This is a genomic window from Pirellulales bacterium (assembly GCA_035533075.1).
Lineage (GTDB): Bacteria > Planctomycetota > Planctomycetia > Pirellulales > JAICIG01 > DASSFG01.
Genome location: DATLUO010000114.1, coordinates 26822 through 47463, shown reverse-complemented (window position 1 = coordinate 47463; position 20642 = coordinate 26822). Strand labels below are relative to the sequence as shown.

Below are 20642 nucleotides of genomic sequence, written 5' to 3'. Positions count from 1 at the left end.
AAGCTTCGATCGCAGCCGGCAAGATCGGCGGACGTCGAAAGAGCGCTCGGCGCGGCGAAGAAGCGGGCTGGCCGGCGACCAGGCGCCGGTCACGACGATCGCCGAACAGACCGTCCGCGAGCAAAACGGCGACCCGCGGTTCTTGACCATCGCCACGCGCATCGCCGAGCGGCAAGACCGGCTGTGGGTGCGCGGCCGCAACGCGGCAGACGGCGAGGACCGCGGCGGCGACGATACGCCCGCGGCCAGCGGGCCGGCATCGCACGGCCCAAGCGAGGCCGCCTGCAGACCTCCCGCGGCGCAGCGATTTCCCCATTTGCCCGCCACGCTGTGGGATTTGGAGCAGCTTGCCCGCGGACTGCATGGTCCCGCCGTGCCGACCGCAGACGCCGCCGACGGAGCCGCGGAGGGCGTTGCGGCGGAGGGCGTTGCCGGCGACGGCGGCAAAACGACCATGCCGGTTTCGACGCGGTTCGAGCAGCGCTGTGCCGAGGCCTTTCGCTGCCTGGGCTTCGAGGTGCGAGAACTGGGCCAGGGCTGCGGGCGAACGGCCGATTGTCTGGCCGTCGCCGCCGTCGAGCGGTTCGCCGTGATCATCGACGCCAAGGTCCGGCGGCGCGGATACACGTTGGGCACCGACGACCGCCAGTTCTGCGAATACGCCACGCGGCACGCTCGCGAGCTGGCCCTGTCGGGCATCGAACGCGTCTATTTCGCCGTGATCGGTCACGGCTTTCGCCCGGACGATCTCGACAAGCTGGCCGGCTTCATGACCGGCACGCCGGTCCGCAGCGTGGCCTTCATCGAGGCCGCGGCCCTGATGCGGCTGGTCGACGACAGCATCGCCAGGCGGCGCGAGTTTCGGCTGGTCGAAGTCGACAAACTCCTGTTCGGGAATAAGATTGTCGAGCGATAGGGCGGTCCGCGTATTCGTGTACAATAATGAACAACATTGCCCCTGATTCCTTCCCCCACAGTTTCTTTCATGGCGACACTTCTTCGCATCGCACCTGGACTGTCCCTGCCGTTCCTGTCCGTTCTGGCCCTGCTCGCCGGAATGCAAACTCAGGCCGCCGCCGCGGACAATTGCTCGGAACTTTTCTCGCGAAACAACCTGGTCGCCTGGTGCATCGTGCCGTTCGATCGGGCGAAGCGCACGCCGGAAGAACGCGCGGCCATGCTCGAGCGACTCGGTTTCGAACGGTTCGCCTATGACTGGCGGGCCGAACAACTTCCGACCTTCGAGCGCGAGATCGCGGCGCTCAAGGAACACCACATTTCGCTCGACGCCGTTTGGTTTCCCGCCGCGCTCAACGACGAGGCCAGGACGATTCTCGAAGCCCTGCGCCGCCACAACATTCACACCCAGCTCTGGGTGACGATGGGCGACCCGGCGCCCCAGGGCGATCAGGCCGCGAAGCTCGCCGCGGCCGCCGCGACGATCAAGCCGATCGCCGACGAAGCCGCCAAGCTCGGCTGCAAAGTCGCCCTTTATAACCACGGCGGCTGGTTCGGCGAACCGGAGAATGAGCTGGCCGTCGTCCAGCGGCTCGGAATGCCGAACGTCGGCATCGTCTATAACCTGCACCACGGCCACGATCATCTCGACCGCTTCGTGACCCTGCTCGAGAAGATGCTGCCGCATTTGCTGGCACTCAATCTCAACGGCATGGACCGCGAGGGCGACCACGTCGGCAGAAAGATCCTGCCGCTCGGGCAAGGCGCGATCGACCTGCCGCTGCTGCGCACGATTTGCGCCAGTGGCTACCGCGGCCCCATCGGAATCCTCGGCCACACCCAGGATGACGCCGAAGAACGGCTGCGTGACAACCTCGACGGCCTCGATTGGCTCGTCGCTCAACTGCAGTACCAATCTCCCCGCCGCGAAAAACCAACGCCCCGCACGACCGTGGGCGAGCTTCCCGCCATGCCAGCCGGGCAGTTTCTCGGCCGAATCGCTGAAGGCAGGGCCGATTACCGGCAGCCGCCGTTGAGCGTCGAATGTCGGGCCAGGCTGACCGCGCGCGACAACTACAACATTCTCGTGGCCAACGACACCAAGCAGTCGGGCGCACACTGGGAGCTGTTTTCGATGGCGGGTAGCGGCACGCTCACCGCCTATCTGCCCGGCATGAAGCCCGACCACGTCCGCTCGTCCAGAGATGTCTGCGACGGCGAGTGGCACGGCGTGGCCATGCTCTACGAGCCGGCGCGCGTGCGGTTGCTCGTCGATGGCGAGGTCGTGGCCGACCAGGCGATGGAAGCGACGGGCAAAGCGGCCGTGCCCGGTAGTTTGGCCCTCGGCCGGCTTGTGGAAGGCGGCCTCGGCTGCAACGGCGAAATCGCCCACGTGCGATTGAGTCGCGGCGTTCGCGAGCGACCGCATCGTGGCGATGGGCCGCCGCAAGCGGACGAGCAGACGGTTGGGCTGTGGGTCTTTACGGAACCATCGGGCGACACGCTCGACCGTTCCAAGCTGAAAAACATCGCCCGGCAAGTCGCCGGCGAGACACGCGAGCAGGGTCTGGTTCCACCGCCGGGCCCGAACCTGCTGCCGGCCGACGCCTTCTCACGCAGCCAGGTCGTCGACCGCTCTCGCGACGACGCCTACCTGGGCGTCAAAGTCGACAGTGCCGGGCGTGTGTTCGTCGGCGCGCGCGAGGCCGTGTATCTTTTCGAACCCGCGCCGGGCGGCTTTTTGCTGCGGCAGCAAGTTTGCCGTCTGCCGCCGGATTCGATTGTCATGGACGTCGAATTCCGCGGCGACGACCTGTATGTGCTGGCCGACAACGCCCTTTATCTTTTGCCGCGCGGGCGCGTCGAGCTGGGCGTCAACCCTCGGCGCATCCTATGGGGGCTGCCGCTCGATCTGCACGTCAGCTTTCATTGCCTGGCCTGGGGGCCGGAAGGCGATCTTTACCTGACGCACGGCGACCCGCTGTTGAACTATGGCGACTGGAACCGGCCCGATCATTGGGGGCATTGGACGCTTTACTGCGGACCGAACGGCGAGCGCGTACCCTACACCGGCGTGGGTGCCGTGCTGCGGATGCGGCCCGATGGCAGCCGCGTTCAGGTGGTGGCCGGCGGCCTGCGCGGACCGGTCGGCCTGGCGTTCAGCCCGCGCTGGGATCTGTTTACCAACGACAACGACCACGAGAGCCGGGCCGATCTCTATGCGCCTGCCCGGCTGTTGCACGTGACGCCGCACATCGACTTCGCCTGGCCGCGCGGCTGGATGGCTTCCAAAAGCCCATGGCGATACGACCTCGTCGAGCCGCTCACGGCGACGATGGGACGCGGCGTGCCCTGCGGATTGGTGTGGCGTGACGGCCACGTAGCCCGCTCACTCCGTGAGCGGAAGGGCGCTCCCGTCGATGACGCTTTCCCTCACGAACCACCGTCCCGCTCGGCAACCTCGGTTCCGCTTGCGGAGCAAGCGGGCTACGGTGGATCCCTCTTGATGGCGCGCTGGGACCAGATGACGGTGCAGAATTGCCCCTTGGTTCCCCGCGGCGCGAGCTTTTCGACGCGAGAAGACAACTATACGCTGGGTCGCGGCTTTGCCCGGCCCGTGGCGACGGCGATCGGCCCGGATGGCCGGTTCTTCGTCACCGAGCTTTACCTGGGCGGCAACGTCGGGTCGCCCCATTGCTACAGCGACCTCGTGATGGTCACCAATTCCAGAGAAACCGACCGCCAGTGGCAGCCCATCGACGTCGGCCGCGTCTCGGCCGAAAGGCTGTGGCAAGAGCTCTCGCACGGGCTGTGGCAACGGCGCGCGGCCGCTCACCAGGAATTGCTTCGCCGCGGCGGCGACCTGCTCGACGAAGCCGCGGCGCGGCTGGCACACATCGACCCATCGGGCACGGCCAAATATCATCTTCCCTGGCTGGCCGCCGCCAGCGGCCCGGCCGACGCCCGCCGCTTGCTGATCGGTTTGGCGAAAAACAGCGATGCCGAATTGCGGCGGCAGGCGCTTCGCGCACTGGCTGAATACCGTCGGCTCGAGGCGCCGGATGAGTTGTTTACCGCCGCCCTGGACGATGCCGAGCCGTCCGTGCAGCTTGCCGCACTGGTCGCGTTGTTCGATCGCGACGGCGATTTGCCCGTCGGCGTCATTGCCCGGTTGGCGGCCGGCGATGACACGTACTTGCGGCAGACGGCGGCCAAGCTCCTTGCCCGGCGCGCCACGTATGAAGAACTGGCCGGCTTGGCGCGGTCGGACGATGCTGCCGATCGGCGCACCGCAATCCTTGCCGCCGGCTTCCGTTTGACCGTTCCACCATCGGATTATGCTCCGCCGGAAGGTTTGCCGCTGTCTTATAACTCGGGCAACGCCTCCTTCAGACTCACTTTCGCCGACGCCGAGAAGCCGGTCGATTTGCGGGCCCTGGGGCGCGTCGGCAGCTTTACGACGGCCGAGTGGTGGAAGTCGGCGCCGCATACGGACGACGAGCGGCGGCTGTTCGATCTGCTCACGGCTGCTCTCGGCGACTCAAACAGCGACGTCGTGGAACAGTCGGCTTTTTTCCTGAGTTTGCTGAACGATCCCGCTACCGGGCCTCAAATCGCAGAAGCGCGCCGTCGCCTGCTGGCAAGTCAGGCGGCGACGTATGCCGCGCGTAAGGTCGAGCGGGCCTGGCTGCTGGGGCCGACGGGCGACGAGTCGTTCTTTTTGGAAAAGGCCGCGCCGCCCGATCGCGGGCCGATCGATTTGTCGGCAACGTATCCGGCCGGAGCAGAGCGTCTTGGATGGAAGCAGGTGGAACCGGTCGAGGGACGGTTCACCAGCAGCTTTTCCAGCGACCAGCCGTCAAGCCGGCTGTATCTCTGTTTCCAGCTCCAAAGCACGGCGCGGCAACCCGCCGTCGTCGAGCTTGCCGACGGCGGCCCGGCCGCGGTATGGCATAACGGCCAAGCGGTCGCCATCGCCTCACACGGCGCTGCGTTCGAGTTGCAACCGGGAAGCAACGACGTCTTGATACGCGTCGATCGGCCGTCGATGAACGACATCACGGTGCGATTCCGCGCGGCCAAGGGCGTCGTGGCGGGCGTGCCTGAGAAGGTCGATTTTGGGCTGTTGGCCGAGCGGCTGAAGCAAGCCGCCACGGGCGGCGACCAGGTGCCGGCGGAACTGCTTTCGGCCGACTGGAGCAATGCGGTCAGCGAGGGTGACGCGCAGCGAGGCCGGGCCTTGTTCGGTTCGCTCGGCTGCACAAAGTGTCACGGCGTCACACTCGAGCAGCCGGGCGGCGGAGCGCCAAACCTGGCCGGCCTCCGCCGCCGCTTTAACACGGCCTACGTGGTCGAGTCGGTCCTGCTGCCCAGCAAGCAGGTGGCCGATCCTTTTCGCGGCACAACCTTGGCCCTGGCCGACGGCCGCACGCTGAGCGGCCTGGTGGTCAACGACACCGACGAGCAATTGGAGCTGTTGTTGCCCGACGCCAAACGCGCCACCGTCGCGAAAGCCGACATCGAACAGCGCGCCCACAGCACCATCTCGCCGATGCCCTCGGGACTCGTCAAGACCGAGCAGGAGCTGCGCGATCTGTTGGCCTATCTCTTCAGCGCGCAGCCGCTGCCGCCATAGCGGGCTACGTAGCCCGGGCACTCCGTGAGCGGAACGGCTCTCGACAAATTCGGGCGTCTTCCTTCGGGAAGACGTCAACGGTCAGCATCGCCCCTCCGCTTGCGGAACAAGCGGGCTACGAGGGATTCGGCACGAACTGGCCGCCGCGACATTCTTTCAGATACCGCAAGGCACGGACCTGCCCGGTCATTTCCAACTCGTCCCGATAGACCGGATCGTGCCAGCCTTCGATATCGATCGAACCGCGAAAGCCCGCTTGCCGCAAGATGGTGATCACGTCGGACCAGTTGGTGTCGCCGAAGCCCGGCGTGCGATGATAGACATACGGCTTGCCGCCGCGAATCCCGTCGGTGCGGACCACGTCCCAGAGTACGTTGGCATCTTTTCCATGCAGGTGAAACACTTTATGCACCCAATTGCGGAGTTGCGGCAGCGGGTCGATGAGGCTCACCATCTGGTGGCACGGTTCCCATTCGAGTCCAATCGCGTCGCTGGGCACCTCGTGAAACATCATCTCCCAGGCGCTGGGGGCGTGGGCGATGTTCCAGTCGCCCGTTTCCCAGGTGCCGTGCATGTCGCAGTTCTCGAAGGCGATCCGCACGCCGCGATCTTCAGCCCGCTTGGCCAAGGGCGTGAAGACTTCGCGGAATTTCGGCAGCGATTCGGGCACCGGCCGACCGACGATTCGCCCGGTAAAGCCGCACACCAACCGGCAGCCAAACGACCCGGCGGCGTCGATCAAGGCGGCGAACCCCTCGGCCACGCGCCCGTCGACCAACGGGTTTCCGTAGATGCCCAGCGAGCTGACGACGGCCGTGCCTTGTTCGTCGAGCAGGCGGCGCACTTGTTCGGCAAGTTGCCCGAGATCGGGCCCTTCCAGCACGCTGGGGAAGGTAAGTTGAAAGCTCTCGAAGCCGTGGGGCAGGATTTGGCGGATGTAACCGATCGGATTGCGGTCGGCCTTGACCAGCGTGCCGATGCGGATGTCTTCATGAGGCATGGGTTTGTCGGAATTGGCAGTGTACTTCGTAACCGAAAGTATAAGCCGAGCCGTCGTCGCCCGTCGAGGTCGCCTCGTTCAGCCGAAAAAGCGGGCACGGCAAAAAGACGTCGCGCCCCAAGCGGCATCGCTACAATAGGGACGATGCCAGACCATGACACGTCGCTCGATCCGCCGCACGATTCGCTCGTGCTCATCCTGGGAGCCGGCATCAACGGCGCGGCGCTGGCCCGCGAGTTCGCACTGTCGGGCACGTCGACCATCGTGGTCGATACCGGCGACCTGGCGTGCGGCGCCACGGCTTACTCCTCACGGCTGATCCACGGCGGACTCCGCTATCTGGAATACGGCGAATTCGACCTGGTGCGCGAGTCGCTGGCCGAACGTGCCCGACTGTTGCGGCTGGCCCCGCAGTTCGTCAAGCCGTTGCGGCTGTTCATTCCCGTCAGCAATCGTTTCGGCGGCGTGATCGAGTCGGCGCTAAGGTTTCTCAAGCTGCGGCGAGCGGCAGCAACGTCGGCGCCGCGCCGCGGACTGTGGCTCGTGCGGGCCGGACTGCGGCTCTACGATTGGTACGCCCGCGATTCCACGCTTCCCCGGCATGAAGTGGTCTCGCCGCAGGCTCCCGACGCTCCGCCGGTCGATCGGCGGAAGTATCCCTGGCTGTGCAGCTATTACGACGCGCAGATTCGGTATCCGGAGAGGTTCGTCGTGGCGCTCTTCGACGACGCTCGGCGCATCGCCGCCGAGCGGGGCGTTTCGTTTCAATTGCTGACCTATCACCAGGCGGGCCTGAACGGCACGACGGCGAGCATTCGTCCGCAGGGAGCCGAGGCGGCCGTCATTTCGGTCGAGCCGGCGGCCATCGTCAATGCCACCGGCGCCTGGGTCGATCGCACGCTGCGGCAACTTCACGTGCCTTCCAAGACCCTGATGGGCGGAACGAAGGGGAGCCACTTTGTCACTGCGAATACCGCGCTGCGCGAGGCGCTCGGCGACGTCGGCATCTATGCCGAAGCCGCCGATGGCCGGCCGGTGTTCATCCTGCCGTTCGGCCGCTCGGTGCTGGTTGGCACGACGGATGTGCCGTTCTCCGCAGACCCGGCCGAGGCCACAGCGAGCGAAGACGAATTGGCGTATCTGCTCGCCGCCGCGAATGAGGTGCTGCCCTCGGCCGGCCTGACACGATCGGACATCGACATGTACTATAGCGGCGTCCGCCCACTGCCGCGGGTCGACGAGACGACCACGGCGGTCATCACGCGCCGGCATTGGCTGGAAGAACACACCGGCGGGGCCGTGCCCGTCTTTTCGGTGATCGGCGGCAAGCTGACCACCTGTCGCTCGCTGGCTGAATCGTCGGTGGTGGCGGTCCGGGACCGGCTTGGTCTTGGGCCGCCGCCGCAAACCAGCCGCGAAAGGCCCTTGCCCGGCGCGGAAGGTTATTCGGCAGATCGCACACTGAGGGAACGTCGATGGCGCCGCGTGGCGGAGGAGACGGGCTTCACCGTCGAGCAGGTCCGCACGGTCTGGGAGCTTTGCGGCGCCGAGGCCGCCACGATTCTGGCCGAGTGCGCCGCAAACGGCCGGGATTGCGTTTCGGGCACCGATTTGCCGCGGCGATTTGTCCGCTGGGTGATCGATCACGAATGGGTGCGTCGGCTCGACGACCTGGTCGAACGTCGGCTGATGCTGCTCTACGACCCGCGATTGAGCCGCGCCACGTTGCGCGAACTGGCCGCGGTTCTGGTCGAAGCGGAGAGGTTGACCGAGAGCGAAGTCGAGGCTGAGGTGCGGCGGGCGATCGACCGCCTGCGCTTTCATTTCGGCAAGCGCGTTGAGTGAGGGCCCGTGATCGGCTAGACGATGATCTGCGTCAACGCCCGAAACTCGGGATCGGAGCGGATGGGGTCGAAATCGCGCTCATCGACGATCATGTCTCGGTAGTTCGAATCGAGCGCGATGGCCCGTGAAAGGTAGGCCAATGCCCGCTGCTTTTTGCCGGCCAGGCTCCAATAGCAGGCCAGGTTGTAATGCACGACGGCTTCTTCCGGGCTGACTTCCTCCGCCCGCTCCAACGCGCCGATGGCCAGATCGAGCCGCCCGGTGCGTTTGCGGCACCAGCCCAGCGCCAGCCAGATGTCGAGCTTGCTCGGCAGCAGGTCGGCGGCCTGTTCGAGCGCGGCGATCGCTTCGGCGTGCCGCTGCAAGGCCCGCAAGGCCTCGCCGGTCAGGTAGAGCTTCTGGCCGCGGAACGTGCCGGGGTCGTCCAGCCGCGAGAGCAGATCGAGGGCGGTCTGGGGCATGCCAAGCTCCAAATACCCTTCGACCTCTCGTAGAACCCGCTGCACGCGGGTGCGGTTGCTTCCCGACACGGTTCGCTCCCTCCCTCATCAATCACGGCCTCGGACGGGCATGCTCTTTACCGCTATTCTATGCGCCGTCAGCGTTTGCTCAAATGCCCCCCGCCGCCAAAGCGCCGGGCGTCGGGTGGGAGTGAGCCAGCTTGCGAGCGCCGGCCCACCATCGTTAGGCGTCAGGTTGCTTGTCCTGATGCCTGATGCCTGAAACCTGACGCCTCAAATCGATGTCCAGGCGCTCGCAAGTTTGCCAGTGCCACCTTACGACGTGACCGTGTCGGCGTACCGCATTTCGAGCGATTGGGCGGGAGCCGTGATTTTGAGCACCGGGGCGAAGGCCACGAACTCCGCGTCGATCGTCCGCAAAAATTCGACCGCCCGTGGCCCGCCGACGGGGCAGAACCGTTGGTAACAAACGTCGAATTGCCCCACTTCGCACCAAGTGTCGTCGCTCGCCGCCGGCAGCAACGACGAGAGCGCCACGGCCAGGTCGCCCGGCGGCACATTTTCGCCCGACAACAGCGTGTCCAACTCGGTATGACGCTCGATGAGCGTGGCAAACTCTTCGGGCAGGTTCCACTGCCGGGCCATTTGAGCGGCGGCATGGGCGTGGGTCCAGCCGAACCGTTCGCGTTCGAGTTGCGACAATCGCAGCTTGCCTTGCTGCCGGTCGGCCAACAGCTCGGCATATTCCGCGGAAAGCTCCCTGGCCAAGAGCGGCACCGCCATGTCTTGCAGCAAGGCCGCCGCGAACGGCTCTTCCGCCTCACGCATGCCGAGCATCCGGGCGAAGCTTCGAGCGAACAACGCCCGGCGCAGCGAGTCTTGCCACAAGCTGCGCAGGTCGAACATGCCGCACTTGGGGTTCGGCATCAGGCTGAAGACCGCGCTCCACAGCGTAAAGTTCTTGATCGTGCGCATGCCCACCAGCGTGATCGCCAGCTTGACGCTCGAAATCTCGCGAGCGAAGCCGAAATAGGCCGAGTTGACGAATTTCAACACCTGACCGGCCAGCCCTGGATCGGCCTCGATGGGCACCGCGAACTGCGTCGGGCCGTTACGCTCGTCGTTCGACAGCTCCAGCAGTTGGATGGCGCTTTGGGGCAGGGCGGGAAGCTGCGCTCCGGCAAGCAACTTCGTCAGGTCAAGCTCGGCGGCGACGGCGGTCTGGGACATAGTCGTGGTCCGGGTGAAGCGGAGGGTACAGAATCTCTGCGATACCTAGGTCAGGCTTGCAAACGTAGAGCGCGGGGCGGCAACTTGCAAACAGGCTGACTTGCGCGGTCGTTGCAAGCCGGCACGTTACGGCAGTTCGTAGCGATGATAAGGCGGCTGCCGATCGTGCCACGAGATTCGCTACAGTCGAGGGCACCGTTCTGCCGAATGCAACATGCTGTGTCGTCATGACGCCCTACGATGGTGGGCCGGCGCTCGCAAGCTCGCTGGTCCCACCCTACCTCGAAATCCACGCCGCCTGGTATGTCGCCCTTGACTCTTTTGGAAACGTTCGACGGCTGGGAGCTGGAAGAGAAGCTCCGGCATGCGGGCCGCATTCTCAGATTGCCCACGGGCGGAGGCTGCCAGGCAACCCTGGCGCATCACGATCAACGGGCCGTTGAGCGTGTGCGCGGGGCCGCGGCAAAGTTGACGACCGCTGCGCTTGCGTGCGCGGCGGTGCTTGTGACCTGGGCGATGGCCTTCCATCGGGCCGATCTGGTCGCGCCGGCCATCTGCGCCGCCGGAGCGGCGCTGGTGACCTGGCCGGCATCGCGATGCCGATTTTGATCGGTTAGACCGATCAGAACTGCTGCGTGTCCGTTCTTCCCTCGCCGCCGTCTTTCGATCCCAAGGAGCCCCAGACTCCGTAGGGACTGGGGCCTGAAGTCACCTCCGTGACGGTCAACATGCCGCAGTCGATGCCTTCGTTGACGAACCTCACCGAACCGTCCGCCATGGCCACCAAGGCGCCGCCCGGATGATTGCTCGACACGCTGCTGATCATCGGGTGGTCGCCGTCGTTGGCCCCGTTGATCACGCAATTGGGGCTGTTGGGCGGTAAAATTGTCGAGAACGAAGAGTAGGGCGGGTCGCCGTCGGGCCAACGATTGCTTCCCCAGGTGATATTGCAGCAGGCGGCAAAGGCGGTGCCCGGGTGGTAATACATGCCCGCCGCCTGAGCGAGACAGTTGGCAGGTATGGCAGCGTTCGTCACCGCATAGAGGCCGCTCTTGACGGGATATTTGTCCAGAAAGCTCTTAGACTTGGTGAAATAAGTGAAGCAACGTTCGGCCACCATCGCCGTGTTGCTGGTGCCGTCCAGGACGTTGGCCAACGAGCACTTTATCGCGCGCCCGAACATGCCGCGAATCGTTCCCCCGTTCGTGTTCAAATTGGTGCTCAGGGTGTCGCCAACGCTGAAGTGATAGTTCGAGCGGGCCACTGGGTAAAGGTTCTGCGACATGTTAAACGTTTCCGACGGGCAAACATAGGCGGGAATCGTTTCCAGCCAGGGCGCATAGCCGGTGTGCCAAGGAACCGGCCCCTGGGGCAGGAAGCCTGGTATGCCGGCACCGCGAATGTTGTCCCAAAGCGCTTGCTGCTCGATATAAGGAAGCAGAAAGACGCGGGTACTAAGACGATTTTCGTTGCAATGGGCGGCGTTGCCGTTGCCGCAAACCTTGCCACCCTTCGGGACATTGCCCATAAAGCCCGTCGTTCCCATGGATCTGGGCGGAAACTGGCTATGAACATCGTGGTAGTTCAACAACCCCAGCGCGATTTGCTTCTGATTGTTGTTGCACTGACTGCGGCGGGCCGCCTCACGGGCGGCCTGCACGGCCGGCAACAACAGCGCGATCAAAATGCCAATGATCGCGATGACGACCAATAACTCGACAAGCGTAAACGCTGTTCTGCGAAGCTTCATAGGATCCGACCCTCAAGCAATGAAATGGAAATCGAAAACCGATCTCTGCGCCGTTTGGTCTGGTGCTGAGGAGCTTAGTCGCGTCGCTGATGGAACCGCCGGCGACGTTGGGCCTTCGACGGTTCGCCACGCCGAAGCCTTGCCTTTTTGTAGGCCGACGGCCCAAACTTGTCAAGGATGGCCGCGCGGCAATCCTTGCTTTGCGGTGGCATAGAGTGTAGGCATGTAAGGATGATCGACCGCACTCGTTGTTCGCCCTCTCGCTGCCCCGGCCGCCGCCCCGCCGCGCTCAATCGGCGCGAAGCGCTCGCCGCCGCCGCAAACGGCTTCGGTCTGTTGGCGCTGGCCGGTTTATCGCACGGCAATGCCGCAGCCGCGCCGGCAGCGAGCCCGACGGGGCCGCACTTCGCGCCGCGGGCCAAGCGGGTCATCTTTTGCTTCATGGACGGCGGAGTCTCGCACGTCGATTCCTTCGATCCCAAACCGGCGCTCGACGCGGCCGACGGCAAGCCGTTTACCGAATCGAAAAACCCCACGGCCTCGGGCAACCGCCAATGGCTGAAAAGTCCTTGGGTATTTCGCCGCCATGGCGAGTCGGGCATGCCCGTCAGCGACCTCTTTCCGCACATCGCCGCCTGCGCCGACGACCTGGCCGTGATTCGCTCCATGAAGGCCGACCTGCCCGTCCACTCCAGCGGCGTGCTGCGTTTGCACACCGGAGTGAACAACGCCGGGCGGCCGAGCTTGGGTTCCTGGACGACCTATGGCCTGGGGAGCGAGAACGAGAACCTGCCGGGTTTCGTGGTGCTCAGCTTCGGCGTGGTGCCCTGCGGCGGCCTGGAAAGTTTCTCCAGCGGTTTTTTGCCCGCCAACCATCAGGCGACGCTGCTCAACGCCGACGGCACTCCCATCGAAAACATCGAACCGGCCGATCGCGACGCGCGTCTGCAACGGGCCAAGCTGGCGTTGCTGGTCGAGGAAGACCAGGCGTTCGCACAATCGCTGGCCGGCAGCGACGCGGTGGAATCAGCGATCAAAAACTACGAGATGGCGTATCGCATGCAATCGCTGGTGCCCGACGTGCTGGACCTGGGCCGCGAGACGCGGTCCACCCAGCGGCTTTACGGTATTGATTCCGACATTCCTTCCCAGCGGCTGTACGGCATTCAATGCCTGCGTGCGCGGCGGCTGATCGAGTCGGGCGTGCGGTTCGTCGAGATCACGTGTCCGCCCGGCAACTCGAATGGCACCTGGGACCAGCACGGCAACCTCAAGGCGGGCCACGAGAAGAACGCCTTGGACACCGATCGCGCGATCGCCGCCTTGATTCGCGACCTGAAGGCCCGCGGGCTGTTCGACGACACGTTGGTGGTCTGGGCGGGCGAGTTCGGCCGCACGCCGCACTCGGCCGGCCGCGACGGTCGCGACCATCATCCCGAAGGCTTCAGCGTTTGGCTTGCGGGCGGCGGCACGAAGGGCGGAACCGTCTACGGAGCAACCGACGAGCTGGGCATGTTCGCGGTCGAAAACATCTGCACCCTTCACGACCTGCACGCCACGATCTTGCACCTTTTGGGCCTCGACCACGAGCGGCTCACATTCCGTTCCGGCGGCCGCGACTTTCGCTTGACCGACGTGCAAGGACGCGTGATTCACGAAGTTTGTTCTTGATCGATACTTCACGCGGCCGAGAATGAGACGTTTTGCCGGCGAGGAAAAGCGGTTCGCGAGGCCCGGCCTTCGCCAGCCATTTGCCGCATTCTTCAGCCAGCGCGCCGGTGGCCGGGGCAGAGCTTGGCCTGATAGCGGCTGGCGCCCTTCAAGAGCGTGGCGGCCAAGCGATGCCCCGGTGCGTCGAACCGGGCATCGCCTATCGTCTCCGTTCCACGACTGGCGCAAGCGAGGACGCTTACGCTACGCGGCCGTGCCGCGCGCTAAGCGCGCGTTTTCGCACAATTCTGGCGCGCCCGCAGCGTCAGCTTTCTTCGTAATCCCGGCCGGAATGCCGCCCAACTCGCTTTGGCATCGAAACTGCCTTTCGCAATTCAGCCGTTGATCCCTCATCCCTCATCCCTCATGCGAATGTCCCGACTGACCGAACGCTGGCGACGTGTGATGGATCTAGCAGGCCGCGCCCTGATAGCGCTGGCGTTCGCCGCTGGAGTGACGGTGCTCTTGCTGTGGCTGGCCGGGAAGTTCGAACCCAAAGTGGCGGCCGCCCCACGGCCCGGTCCCGCGGAACCGGCTGAGGTTTCAGGCCGGGTCGTTGCGGTCCGCGTCCTGCGTGTGCCGCTCGTCGAGTCGGCGGTGGGAACGATTCGGGCAGTACACGAAACCACGATCGGCTCGAAGCTGCTGGCGCGCGTCGTCGAAGTCAACCTCAAGGCCGGACAGCACGTGCGGGCCGGCGAGGTGCTCGTCCGGCTCGACGACGCCGACCTGCGCGCCAAGCTCGAACAGGCGCAAGCGGCGGCCGTCTCGGCGGAGGCCGGCTATAACCAGGCCGTCACCGATGAACAGCGGTACGGGTCCCTGGTGAAAACGGGCGCCGTCAGTCGCCAGGAGTACGACAGAATCACCACCACGCTCACCTCGCTGCAAGCCGAGCTGCGCCGCGCCAAGGAGACGGTCAACGAAGTCCAGGCCACGCTCGATTGGGCCACCATCCTCTCGCCGATGGACGGCACCGTGATCGACAAAAAGGTCGACGTGGGCGACCTGGTCATGCCCGGACAAGTGCTCCTCACCATGTTCGATCCTCAACGCATGCAGCTCGTCGCCAGCGTGCGCGAGTCGTTGGCGCAGCGGCTCGAAGTGGGGCAGGACATCGGCGTGGAAATCGAAGGGCTGAGCGGGCGCTACAGCGGAAAGATCAGCGAGATCGTTCCTGAAGCGCGGACCGCCAGCCGGGCGTTTCTGGTGAAGGTGGCGGGCACCGGCCCCAAGGGCGTCTACCCCGGAATGTTCGCGCGGATGCTGATTCCACTGGAGCAAGAAGAGGTGCTCGTCGTTCCGCGGCAGGCCGTCAGCAACGTCGGGCAGCTCGAGTTGGTACGCGTCGTCGATCGCGGCCGCACCGTGCGGCGCGCGGTCCGCACCGGACGGCGATTTGACAACGACGTCGAGGTGCTCTCCGGTCTGCGTGAAGGCGAGCAAGTCGTGTTGCCGGCGGACCAAAATGGTCGTGGGGTAGCCTCATGATCGAAGGCCACGCCGCGGGCCAGGAACATCAATTCACCAATAAGGTGGTGAAGGTTTTCCTCGACTCGAATCTCTCGCTGGTCCTGGTGCTGCTGGCCACGGTGGTGGGCCTGGTGGCGCTGGGGGTCACGCCGCGCGAGGAAGATCCGCAAATCATCGTGCCCCTGGCCGACGTCTATGTGAGCTTTCCCGGACACGCCGCGGCCGAAGTCGAACAATTGGTCGCCACGCCGCTGGAAAAGATTCTCTACCAGATCGACGGCGTGGAATACGTCTACTCGATGAGCCGCGAAGACCAGGCGATCGTCACGGTCCGCTTTTACGTGGGCGAAGACCGCGAGCGGAGCCTGGTGAAACTGTTCAAGAAGATCGACGAGAACCGCGACATCGTGCCGCCCGGCGTCAGCGGCTGGGTGGTCAAGCCGGTCGAGATCGACGACGTGCCGATCTTGACGCTGACGCTGGCCAGCCCGACGTCGGACGACATGACGCTGCGCCGCGTAGGCGAAGAAATCGCCCAACGGCTGGCCGGGGCCAAGGACGTTTCGCGGGCCTATGTCGTCGGCGGCCGACCGCGGGTCGTTCGCGTGCTGCTCGATCCCGACGATCTGGCCGGGCACGGCATCTCGCCGCTCGACGTTCAGCGGTCGATTTCCGCCGCCAACGTCCACCTCACGGCGGGCGATTTCCGCGCCGGCGATCGCGTGATCGACGTCGCCGCCGGCCAGCGTTTCAGCGACGCCGCGCAATTGGGCGATCTCGTCGTGGGCGTGTTCAACCAGGAGCCGGTCTTCTTGAAGGACATCGCCCAAGTCGACGACGGACCGGAAGAAGTCGCCAGCTACGTGCGGCACGGTTGGGGGCCGGCCCGCGGATTCACGCGGGAGGAAGACTTTCCCTCGACGCTGGTGGCTGGGGCAGAGCCTGGCCACACAACGGTCGAACCAACTGCAGGATCCGGCGGCCAGGCGATGCCGGCCGTCACCATTGCCATCGCCAAGAAAAAAGGCTCCAACGCCGTGTGGGTCGCTGAAGCCGTGCTCGACGAGGCCGAAACCCTGCGCCGCACGATCGTGCCCGACGATATGCAGCTCGTCATCACCAGGAATTACGGCCTCACCGCCGACGACAAGGTGAACGAGCTGGTCGAGGGGCTGGCCGTCGCCGTCGTGATCGTGGTGGCGCTGTTGAGCTTGGGCCTGGGGTGGCGCGAGGCGCTGATCGTGGCCGTGGCCGTACCGGTCGTGTTCGGGCTGACGCTGGCGGTGAATCTGCTGTTCGGTTTCACGATCAACCGCGTGACGCTGTTCGCACTCATCCTGTCGCTGGGGCTGTTGGTGGACGATCCGATCGTCGACGTGGAGAACATCGCCCGGCACTTCGCCCTGCGCAAGAAGGCCACTCGCCGCATCGTGCTGGAAGCCGTGGCCGAAATCCGGCCGCCGCTGATCACGGCCACGCTGGCGGTGATCGTCAGCTTTCTGCCGATGTTTTTCATCACCGGCATGATGGGGCCTTATATGCGTCCGATGGCGCTCAACGTGCCCGTGACGATGCTCATGTCGATGCTCGTCGCGTTCACGATCACGCCCTGGCTGGCCTACCATGCGCTGCGGCACAAGTATGAAGGCGGCGGCACGCCGGGGCACGGCGAGCACGACGCGCACGACCTGCAGGCCGTCAAGCAATCGCGGCTCTACAAAATCTTCTATCCCTTGATGGCGCCGCTGTTGCACTCGCGGCGGGTGGCCTGGACGTTTCTGTTGGTCATCGCCGGGCTGACGGTGGGCGCGATGGGGCTGGCCGCCACGCGCAGCGTGCCGCTCAAGATGCTGCCGTTCGACAACAAGAACGAGCTACTGCTGGTGCTCGACTTCGACGAAGGCACGACGCTGGAACGGTCCGACGCGGCCGTCCGCGATTTCGAAGAGTATCTGCGGAGCGTGCCCGAAGTGGCCGACTTCACGAGCTACGTCGGCGTGGCCTCGCCCATGGATTTCAACGGGCTGGTGCGGCACTACTATTTGCGGCGCGGCGACAACGTGGCCGAGCTGCGCATCAATCTGGCCGGCAAGAAAAACCGCGGCCTGCAAAGCCATGCAATCGGCCTGCGGATGCGAAACGAGCTGCAGACCGTCGCCGACCGGCACGAGGCGCGCCTGAAACTGGTGGAAACGCCGCCCGGTCCGCCGGTGATGGCCAGCGTGGTGGCCGAGGTTTACGGTCAGCCCGATCATCGCTATGACGACCTTCTCTTGGCCGCCGACACGGTCCGGGCACGCCTCAGCCAGGAGCCGAACGTGGTGGACGTGGACGACATCCGCGAGGCGGCCCAGCGCAGGCTGACCTTCGTCACCGACAAAGAAAAGGCCGCGCTGAACGGCGTCAGCACCGAGCAAATCGCCCAAACGCTGCGCGCGGTATTGGCGGGAAGCACCGTGGGTGTGATTCGCAACGACACGGAACGCAACCCGTTGCGCATCGAGCTGCTGCTGCCCATTGTCCGGCGGACCAGTGCGGCCGACCTGACGCGGCTGCAAGTCAAGGGCGACGGCGGCCAGCTCGTTCCGCTGGCCGAGTTGGGGCGGTGGGCGACGGCCCGCGTCGACCAGATGATTTACCATAAGAACCTGCAGCGTGTGGCCTATGTGTTCGCCGAAACGGCGGGCCGCCCGCCCGCCGACGTAGTGGTGGACGTGCTGGCCGACCGCCGCGGTACGCTGCCGAAAGCATCGGTGGCTGGGGCGCAGCGAGACGGAGAGAGTGGGAGACGGGGAGACGGAGAGATTCGGCATCGCTCGCTCCCTCCCTCTCTCCCTCTCTCCGTCTCCGGCACTGGTTCTAGCAACACGCCTTTCACGAGCCAAGCGCCCCGGCCGGTCGAAGAGCGGACGTTCTTCTCCAACGGCAGCGGGCTGTTATGGTCGCTGCCGGCCGGCATCCGGGTCGACTTCGCCGGGGAGGGCGAATGGAAAATCACGCTCGACGTGTTCCGCGACCTGGGCCTGGCCTTCGGCGCCGCGATGATCGGCATCTACATTCTGCTCGTGGCCCAGACCGGCTCGTTCACCATCCCCATGGTGGTCATGCTAGCGATCCCGCTGACGATCTTGGGCGTGATGCCCGGTTTCTGGCTGTTGAATGCCTTGCAGGCGCAGCACGTGGGCGGTTACCTCGACCCGGTCTATTTCACGGCCACGGGCATGATCGGCATGATCGCTCTGTCGGGCATCGTCACGCGCGACTCGATCATCCTGGTCGATTTCATTCACCTTTCGCTGGCCCGCGGCCGCTCGCTGTTCGACGCGATCATGGAAAGCCGCGTCGTGCGTTTGCGGCCGATTCTGTTGACCGCCAGCGCGGCGATGCTGGGCGCCGTGCCGATCATCATCGACCCGATCTTTTCGGGCCTGGCCTGGTCGTTGATCTTCGGCCTGTTCGCCTCGACGCTGTTCACGTTGTTCGTGATTCCGGTGGCCTATTGGCTGCTGTACGCCAACGTGCCCGGCCACGGCCTGCCGCGGTCGCTGATGGATGCCGAGGCCTGAGCCAATGGGTTCTGACAAGCAGAGCCCGTACGCCTTCCTTGGCAGATGAAGACGGGGTTTACCATCCCAATGACCCGAACGACAGATTCTTGGCTAGCTAGGACACCAGTTAAAATCCGTGAACGGGTACTGTTCATCCTTGTCGTTGAAGACAGCAACCAGCCGCTTGCAAAGGTCGGCATCGCCTAATGCTCGCTCGAGAATTAACAGCGGCGTCGATAACGCGCCAGACTTGTACCGCCCAGGTCCGGCGAAGAGATCGATGTAGGCGATGCGATCTTCCTTCCGGTAACGCTTCTGCGATGCGACGATCACCTTCGCCCAGACGAAGAAATAATCGGCGACGATCTCCGCCTTGATGTGATCGACACGCTCGGCAAGGCCGGACAGTTGACCGAAGTGTTTCAGGTGACCGGCGTCGGCGCCACGCTCGATGGCCGCAACGGCGGCGGCGACCGCTATTCTACCGATGGCGAGCTGACGATCGCGATGGTGTCGCCCGGCAACAAGGCGCAGTCGGGGCCGCCCAAGGTGCGGCTGAACCCGCCCGCCATTCAAGCCAAAAACGACTTCATGTCGATGCTCCGGCCGCTGGTGAAATAGTTCAAGCTGGGCAAACTTTGCGTGTGGAGCGTCACGCGTTGCAGATATCGTGGCCGAGCGGCCGAAAGGGATGTTTGACGCCCGTCGTTCTCAAGGATCGGTATTTCGGCGGAACGGACTTTCCGCATTGACAAGCAGTTCCTGAAGGCGGCCGACCGATCGCCGCGTAAAGCCATGTCAGCGACAAATTCTACCAGCGACCGCCAGGCGGAGCTCGAACGCTTGCGACAAGAGCTTCTGCGGCAGATCATCAAGAACGAAAGCCGCCGCCCGAAGCCCGCCAAGTAAAGGAGGGCGCGGTGAAACGGCCCGGTCTGATTTGTCTTGGCTTGTTCGTGGGCCTGTGGGCCCTGTCGCTGAAGGCAGATACCTTTCGCGACGTGGGCGCTTTGCCGCCGCGCGCCACGCGCTCTTTCGCCATGTCGGCCGACCCCGACCTCGATCTTCCGACCGAAAACACTCACCCGCATCCGGCGGTCGTGCGCATTATCGTGCCCGAAAAAGGGAGCACGTCCTATGGTTCCGGCACGCTGGTCGATGTCAACGGCGAGCACGGGTTGGTGGTCACGAACTGGCACGTAGTCAGCGAGTCGGCGAGTCCGCCGACGGTGTTGTTCGCCGACGGCTTTCGATCGTTGGCGCAGGTGGTGCGGGCCGATCACGATTGGGACCTGGCCGCGTTGGTGATCTGGCGGCCCAATGCCGGGCCGGTGCGGCTGGCGACGGAGGCGCCGCGGCCCGGCGAGCGGCTGTCGATCGCCGGCTACGGCAAAGGTCCTTACCGGCTGGCCAGCGGCCCTTGCACCAACTATCTGGCCCCAAACACGCGGTTGCCGCGCGAAATGGTCGAGTTAAAAGTGATTGCGCGGCAAGGCGATTCGGGCGGACCCATTTTCAACGGGCGGGGCGAGCTGGCCGGCGTCCTGTGGGGCGAGGGAAACGGCTATACCACCGGAAGCTACTGCGGCCGCGTGCGGCGGTTCTTGAGTTCCGTCGTTCCCGGCAGCCGACCGTCTGACGCCGAACCGACGGTCACCGCGTCTCCGCAGATCGCGGCGTCTCCGCCGGTGGCCGGTGCGCTGATTTCGATTCAATCGACCGCTTCGGCCACGTTGAGTGCGAACGACCGGCAAGCTGCTGGAACCATGCTGGCGAACCGTCCTCGAACCGGCCCGACTACCGGGGATGCCTCGGCACAACACGGCGCCGGTTCGGACACCCGTGCTCCGGCTTCCGACTGGCAGACCTGGCTGGGGCGTACCCGCGCCGATCAGGCCAAGACGCTGCTGGCGGTGGTGGGCGCATTCGCGCTTTTGATTCGTATGCGTCGCAGCGTTGCGCCGTCGGCGGCGGCGTAGGCTGGGGTAGTGTCTTAATAGTGAGTTGGTCGTAGCAATAGCCGTAGGGTGGG

The 20642-nt window shown here is 65.0% G+C and carries 14 protein-coding genes; 9 read left to right on the top strand and 5 right to left on the bottom strand.

Annotated features, from left to right (window positions below):
• On the top strand, nt 1-916 hold a 916-nt coding region (locus VNH11_14765), incomplete at its 5' end, for a hypothetical protein (GenBank protein HVA47629.1).
• Nucleotides 917-985: 69 nt separating this feature from the next.
• On the top strand, nt 986-5593 hold the full coding sequence (locus VNH11_14760; protein HVA47628.1) for a TIM barrel protein: 4608 nt from the start codon (nt 986-988) through the stop codon (nt 5591-5593).
• 115 nt (nt 5594-5708) lie between these two features.
• Here the strand turns inward: VNH11_14760 and VNH11_14755 are convergent, their stop codons facing one another.
• A complete protein-coding gene (locus VNH11_14755; GenBank protein ID HVA47627.1) occupies nt 5709-6593 on the bottom strand; it encodes a sugar phosphate isomerase/epimerase in 885 nt (294 codons plus the stop codon).
• 144 nt (nt 6594-6737) lie between these two features.
• Between VNH11_14755 and VNH11_14750 the strand changes: the two genes are divergently transcribed.
• Nucleotides 6738-8438 carry a glycerol-3-phosphate dehydrogenase/oxidase gene (locus tag VNH11_14750; protein HVA47626.1) on the top strand — a complete coding sequence of 567 codons (1701 nt, stop codon included), beginning with the start codon at nt 6738-6740 and terminating at the stop codon, nt 8436-8438.
• Between the two features lie 14 nt (nt 8439-8452).
• On the opposite strand, the gene VNH11_14745 is transcribed toward VNH11_14750, so the two are convergent.
• Together VNH11_14745 and VNH11_14740 are read right to left on the bottom strand one after the other, a co-directional pair.
• Nucleotides 8453-8968, bottom strand: coding sequence for a tetratricopeptide repeat protein (locus tag VNH11_14745; GenBank protein HVA47625.1), 516 nt, complete (start codon nt 8966-8968; stop codon nt 8453-8455).
• Between the two features lie 246 nt (nt 8969-9214).
• A complete protein-coding gene (locus VNH11_14740) occupies nt 9215-10129 on the bottom strand; it encodes an HDOD domain-containing protein (protein ID HVA47624.1) in 915 nt (304 codons plus the stop codon).
• A 303-nt stretch (nt 10130-10432) separates the two neighbouring features.
• Between VNH11_14740 and VNH11_14735 the strand changes: the two genes are divergently transcribed.
• Entirely contained in the window at nt 10433-10738 is a 306-nt protein-coding gene (locus VNH11_14735; protein ID HVA47623.1) for a hypothetical protein, read from the top strand.
• Nucleotides 10739-10751: 13 nt separating this feature from the next.
• On the opposite strand, the gene VNH11_14730 is transcribed toward VNH11_14735, so the two are convergent.
• The gene (locus VNH11_14730; protein ID HVA47622.1) at nt 10752-11879 is read right to left on the bottom strand and encodes a DUF1559 domain-containing protein; all 1128 of its coding nucleotides are present in this window, start codon (nt 11877-11879) and stop codon (nt 10752-10754) included.
• A gap of 231 nt (nt 11880-12110) precedes the next feature.
• Between VNH11_14730 and VNH11_14725 the strand changes: the two genes are divergently transcribed.
• The 3 genes from VNH11_14725 (at nt 12111) to VNH11_14715 (ending at nt 18628) form a co-directional block, all read left to right on the top strand.
• Complete coding sequence (locus tag VNH11_14725; GenBank protein HVA47621.1) at nt 12111-13550, top strand: DUF1501 domain-containing protein; 1440 nt, start codon at nt 12111-12113, stop codon at nt 13548-13550.
• Between the two features lie 411 nt (nt 13551-13961).
• Nucleotides 13962-15080 (top strand): efflux RND transporter periplasmic adaptor subunit, encoded by a 1119-nt coding sequence (locus tag VNH11_14720; protein HVA47620.1) that lies wholly within the window; start codon nt 13962-13964, stop codon nt 15078-15080.
• Nucleotides 15077-18628 (top strand): efflux RND transporter permease subunit, encoded by a 3552-nt coding sequence (locus VNH11_14715; protein ID HVA47619.1) that lies wholly within the window; start codon nt 15077-15079, stop codon nt 18626-18628. Before VNH11_14720 ends, VNH11_14715 begins: the two co-directional genes overlap by 4 nt.
• Nucleotides 18629-18721: 93 nt before the next feature.
• Here the strand turns inward: VNH11_14715 and VNH11_14710 are convergent, their stop codons facing one another.
• Complete coding sequence (locus VNH11_14710; protein HVA47618.1) at nt 18722-18976, bottom strand: hypothetical protein; 255 nt, start codon at nt 18974-18976, stop codon at nt 18722-18724.
• Here VNH11_14710 and VNH11_14705 point away from each other — a divergent pair.
• Nucleotides 18887-19231, top strand: a complete 345-nt coding sequence (locus VNH11_14705; protein ID HVA47617.1) for an LssY C-terminal domain-containing protein — start codon at nt 18887-18889, stop codon at nt 19229-19231. The genes VNH11_14710 and VNH11_14705 overlap by 90 nt on opposite strands.
• Nucleotides 19232-19530: 299 nt before the next feature.
• The gene (locus VNH11_14700; GenBank protein ID HVA47616.1) at nt 19531-20589 is read left to right on the top strand and encodes a serine protease; all 1059 of its coding nucleotides are present in this window, start codon (nt 19531-19533) and stop codon (nt 20587-20589) included.
• Nucleotides 20590-20642: the final 53 nt, after the last annotated feature.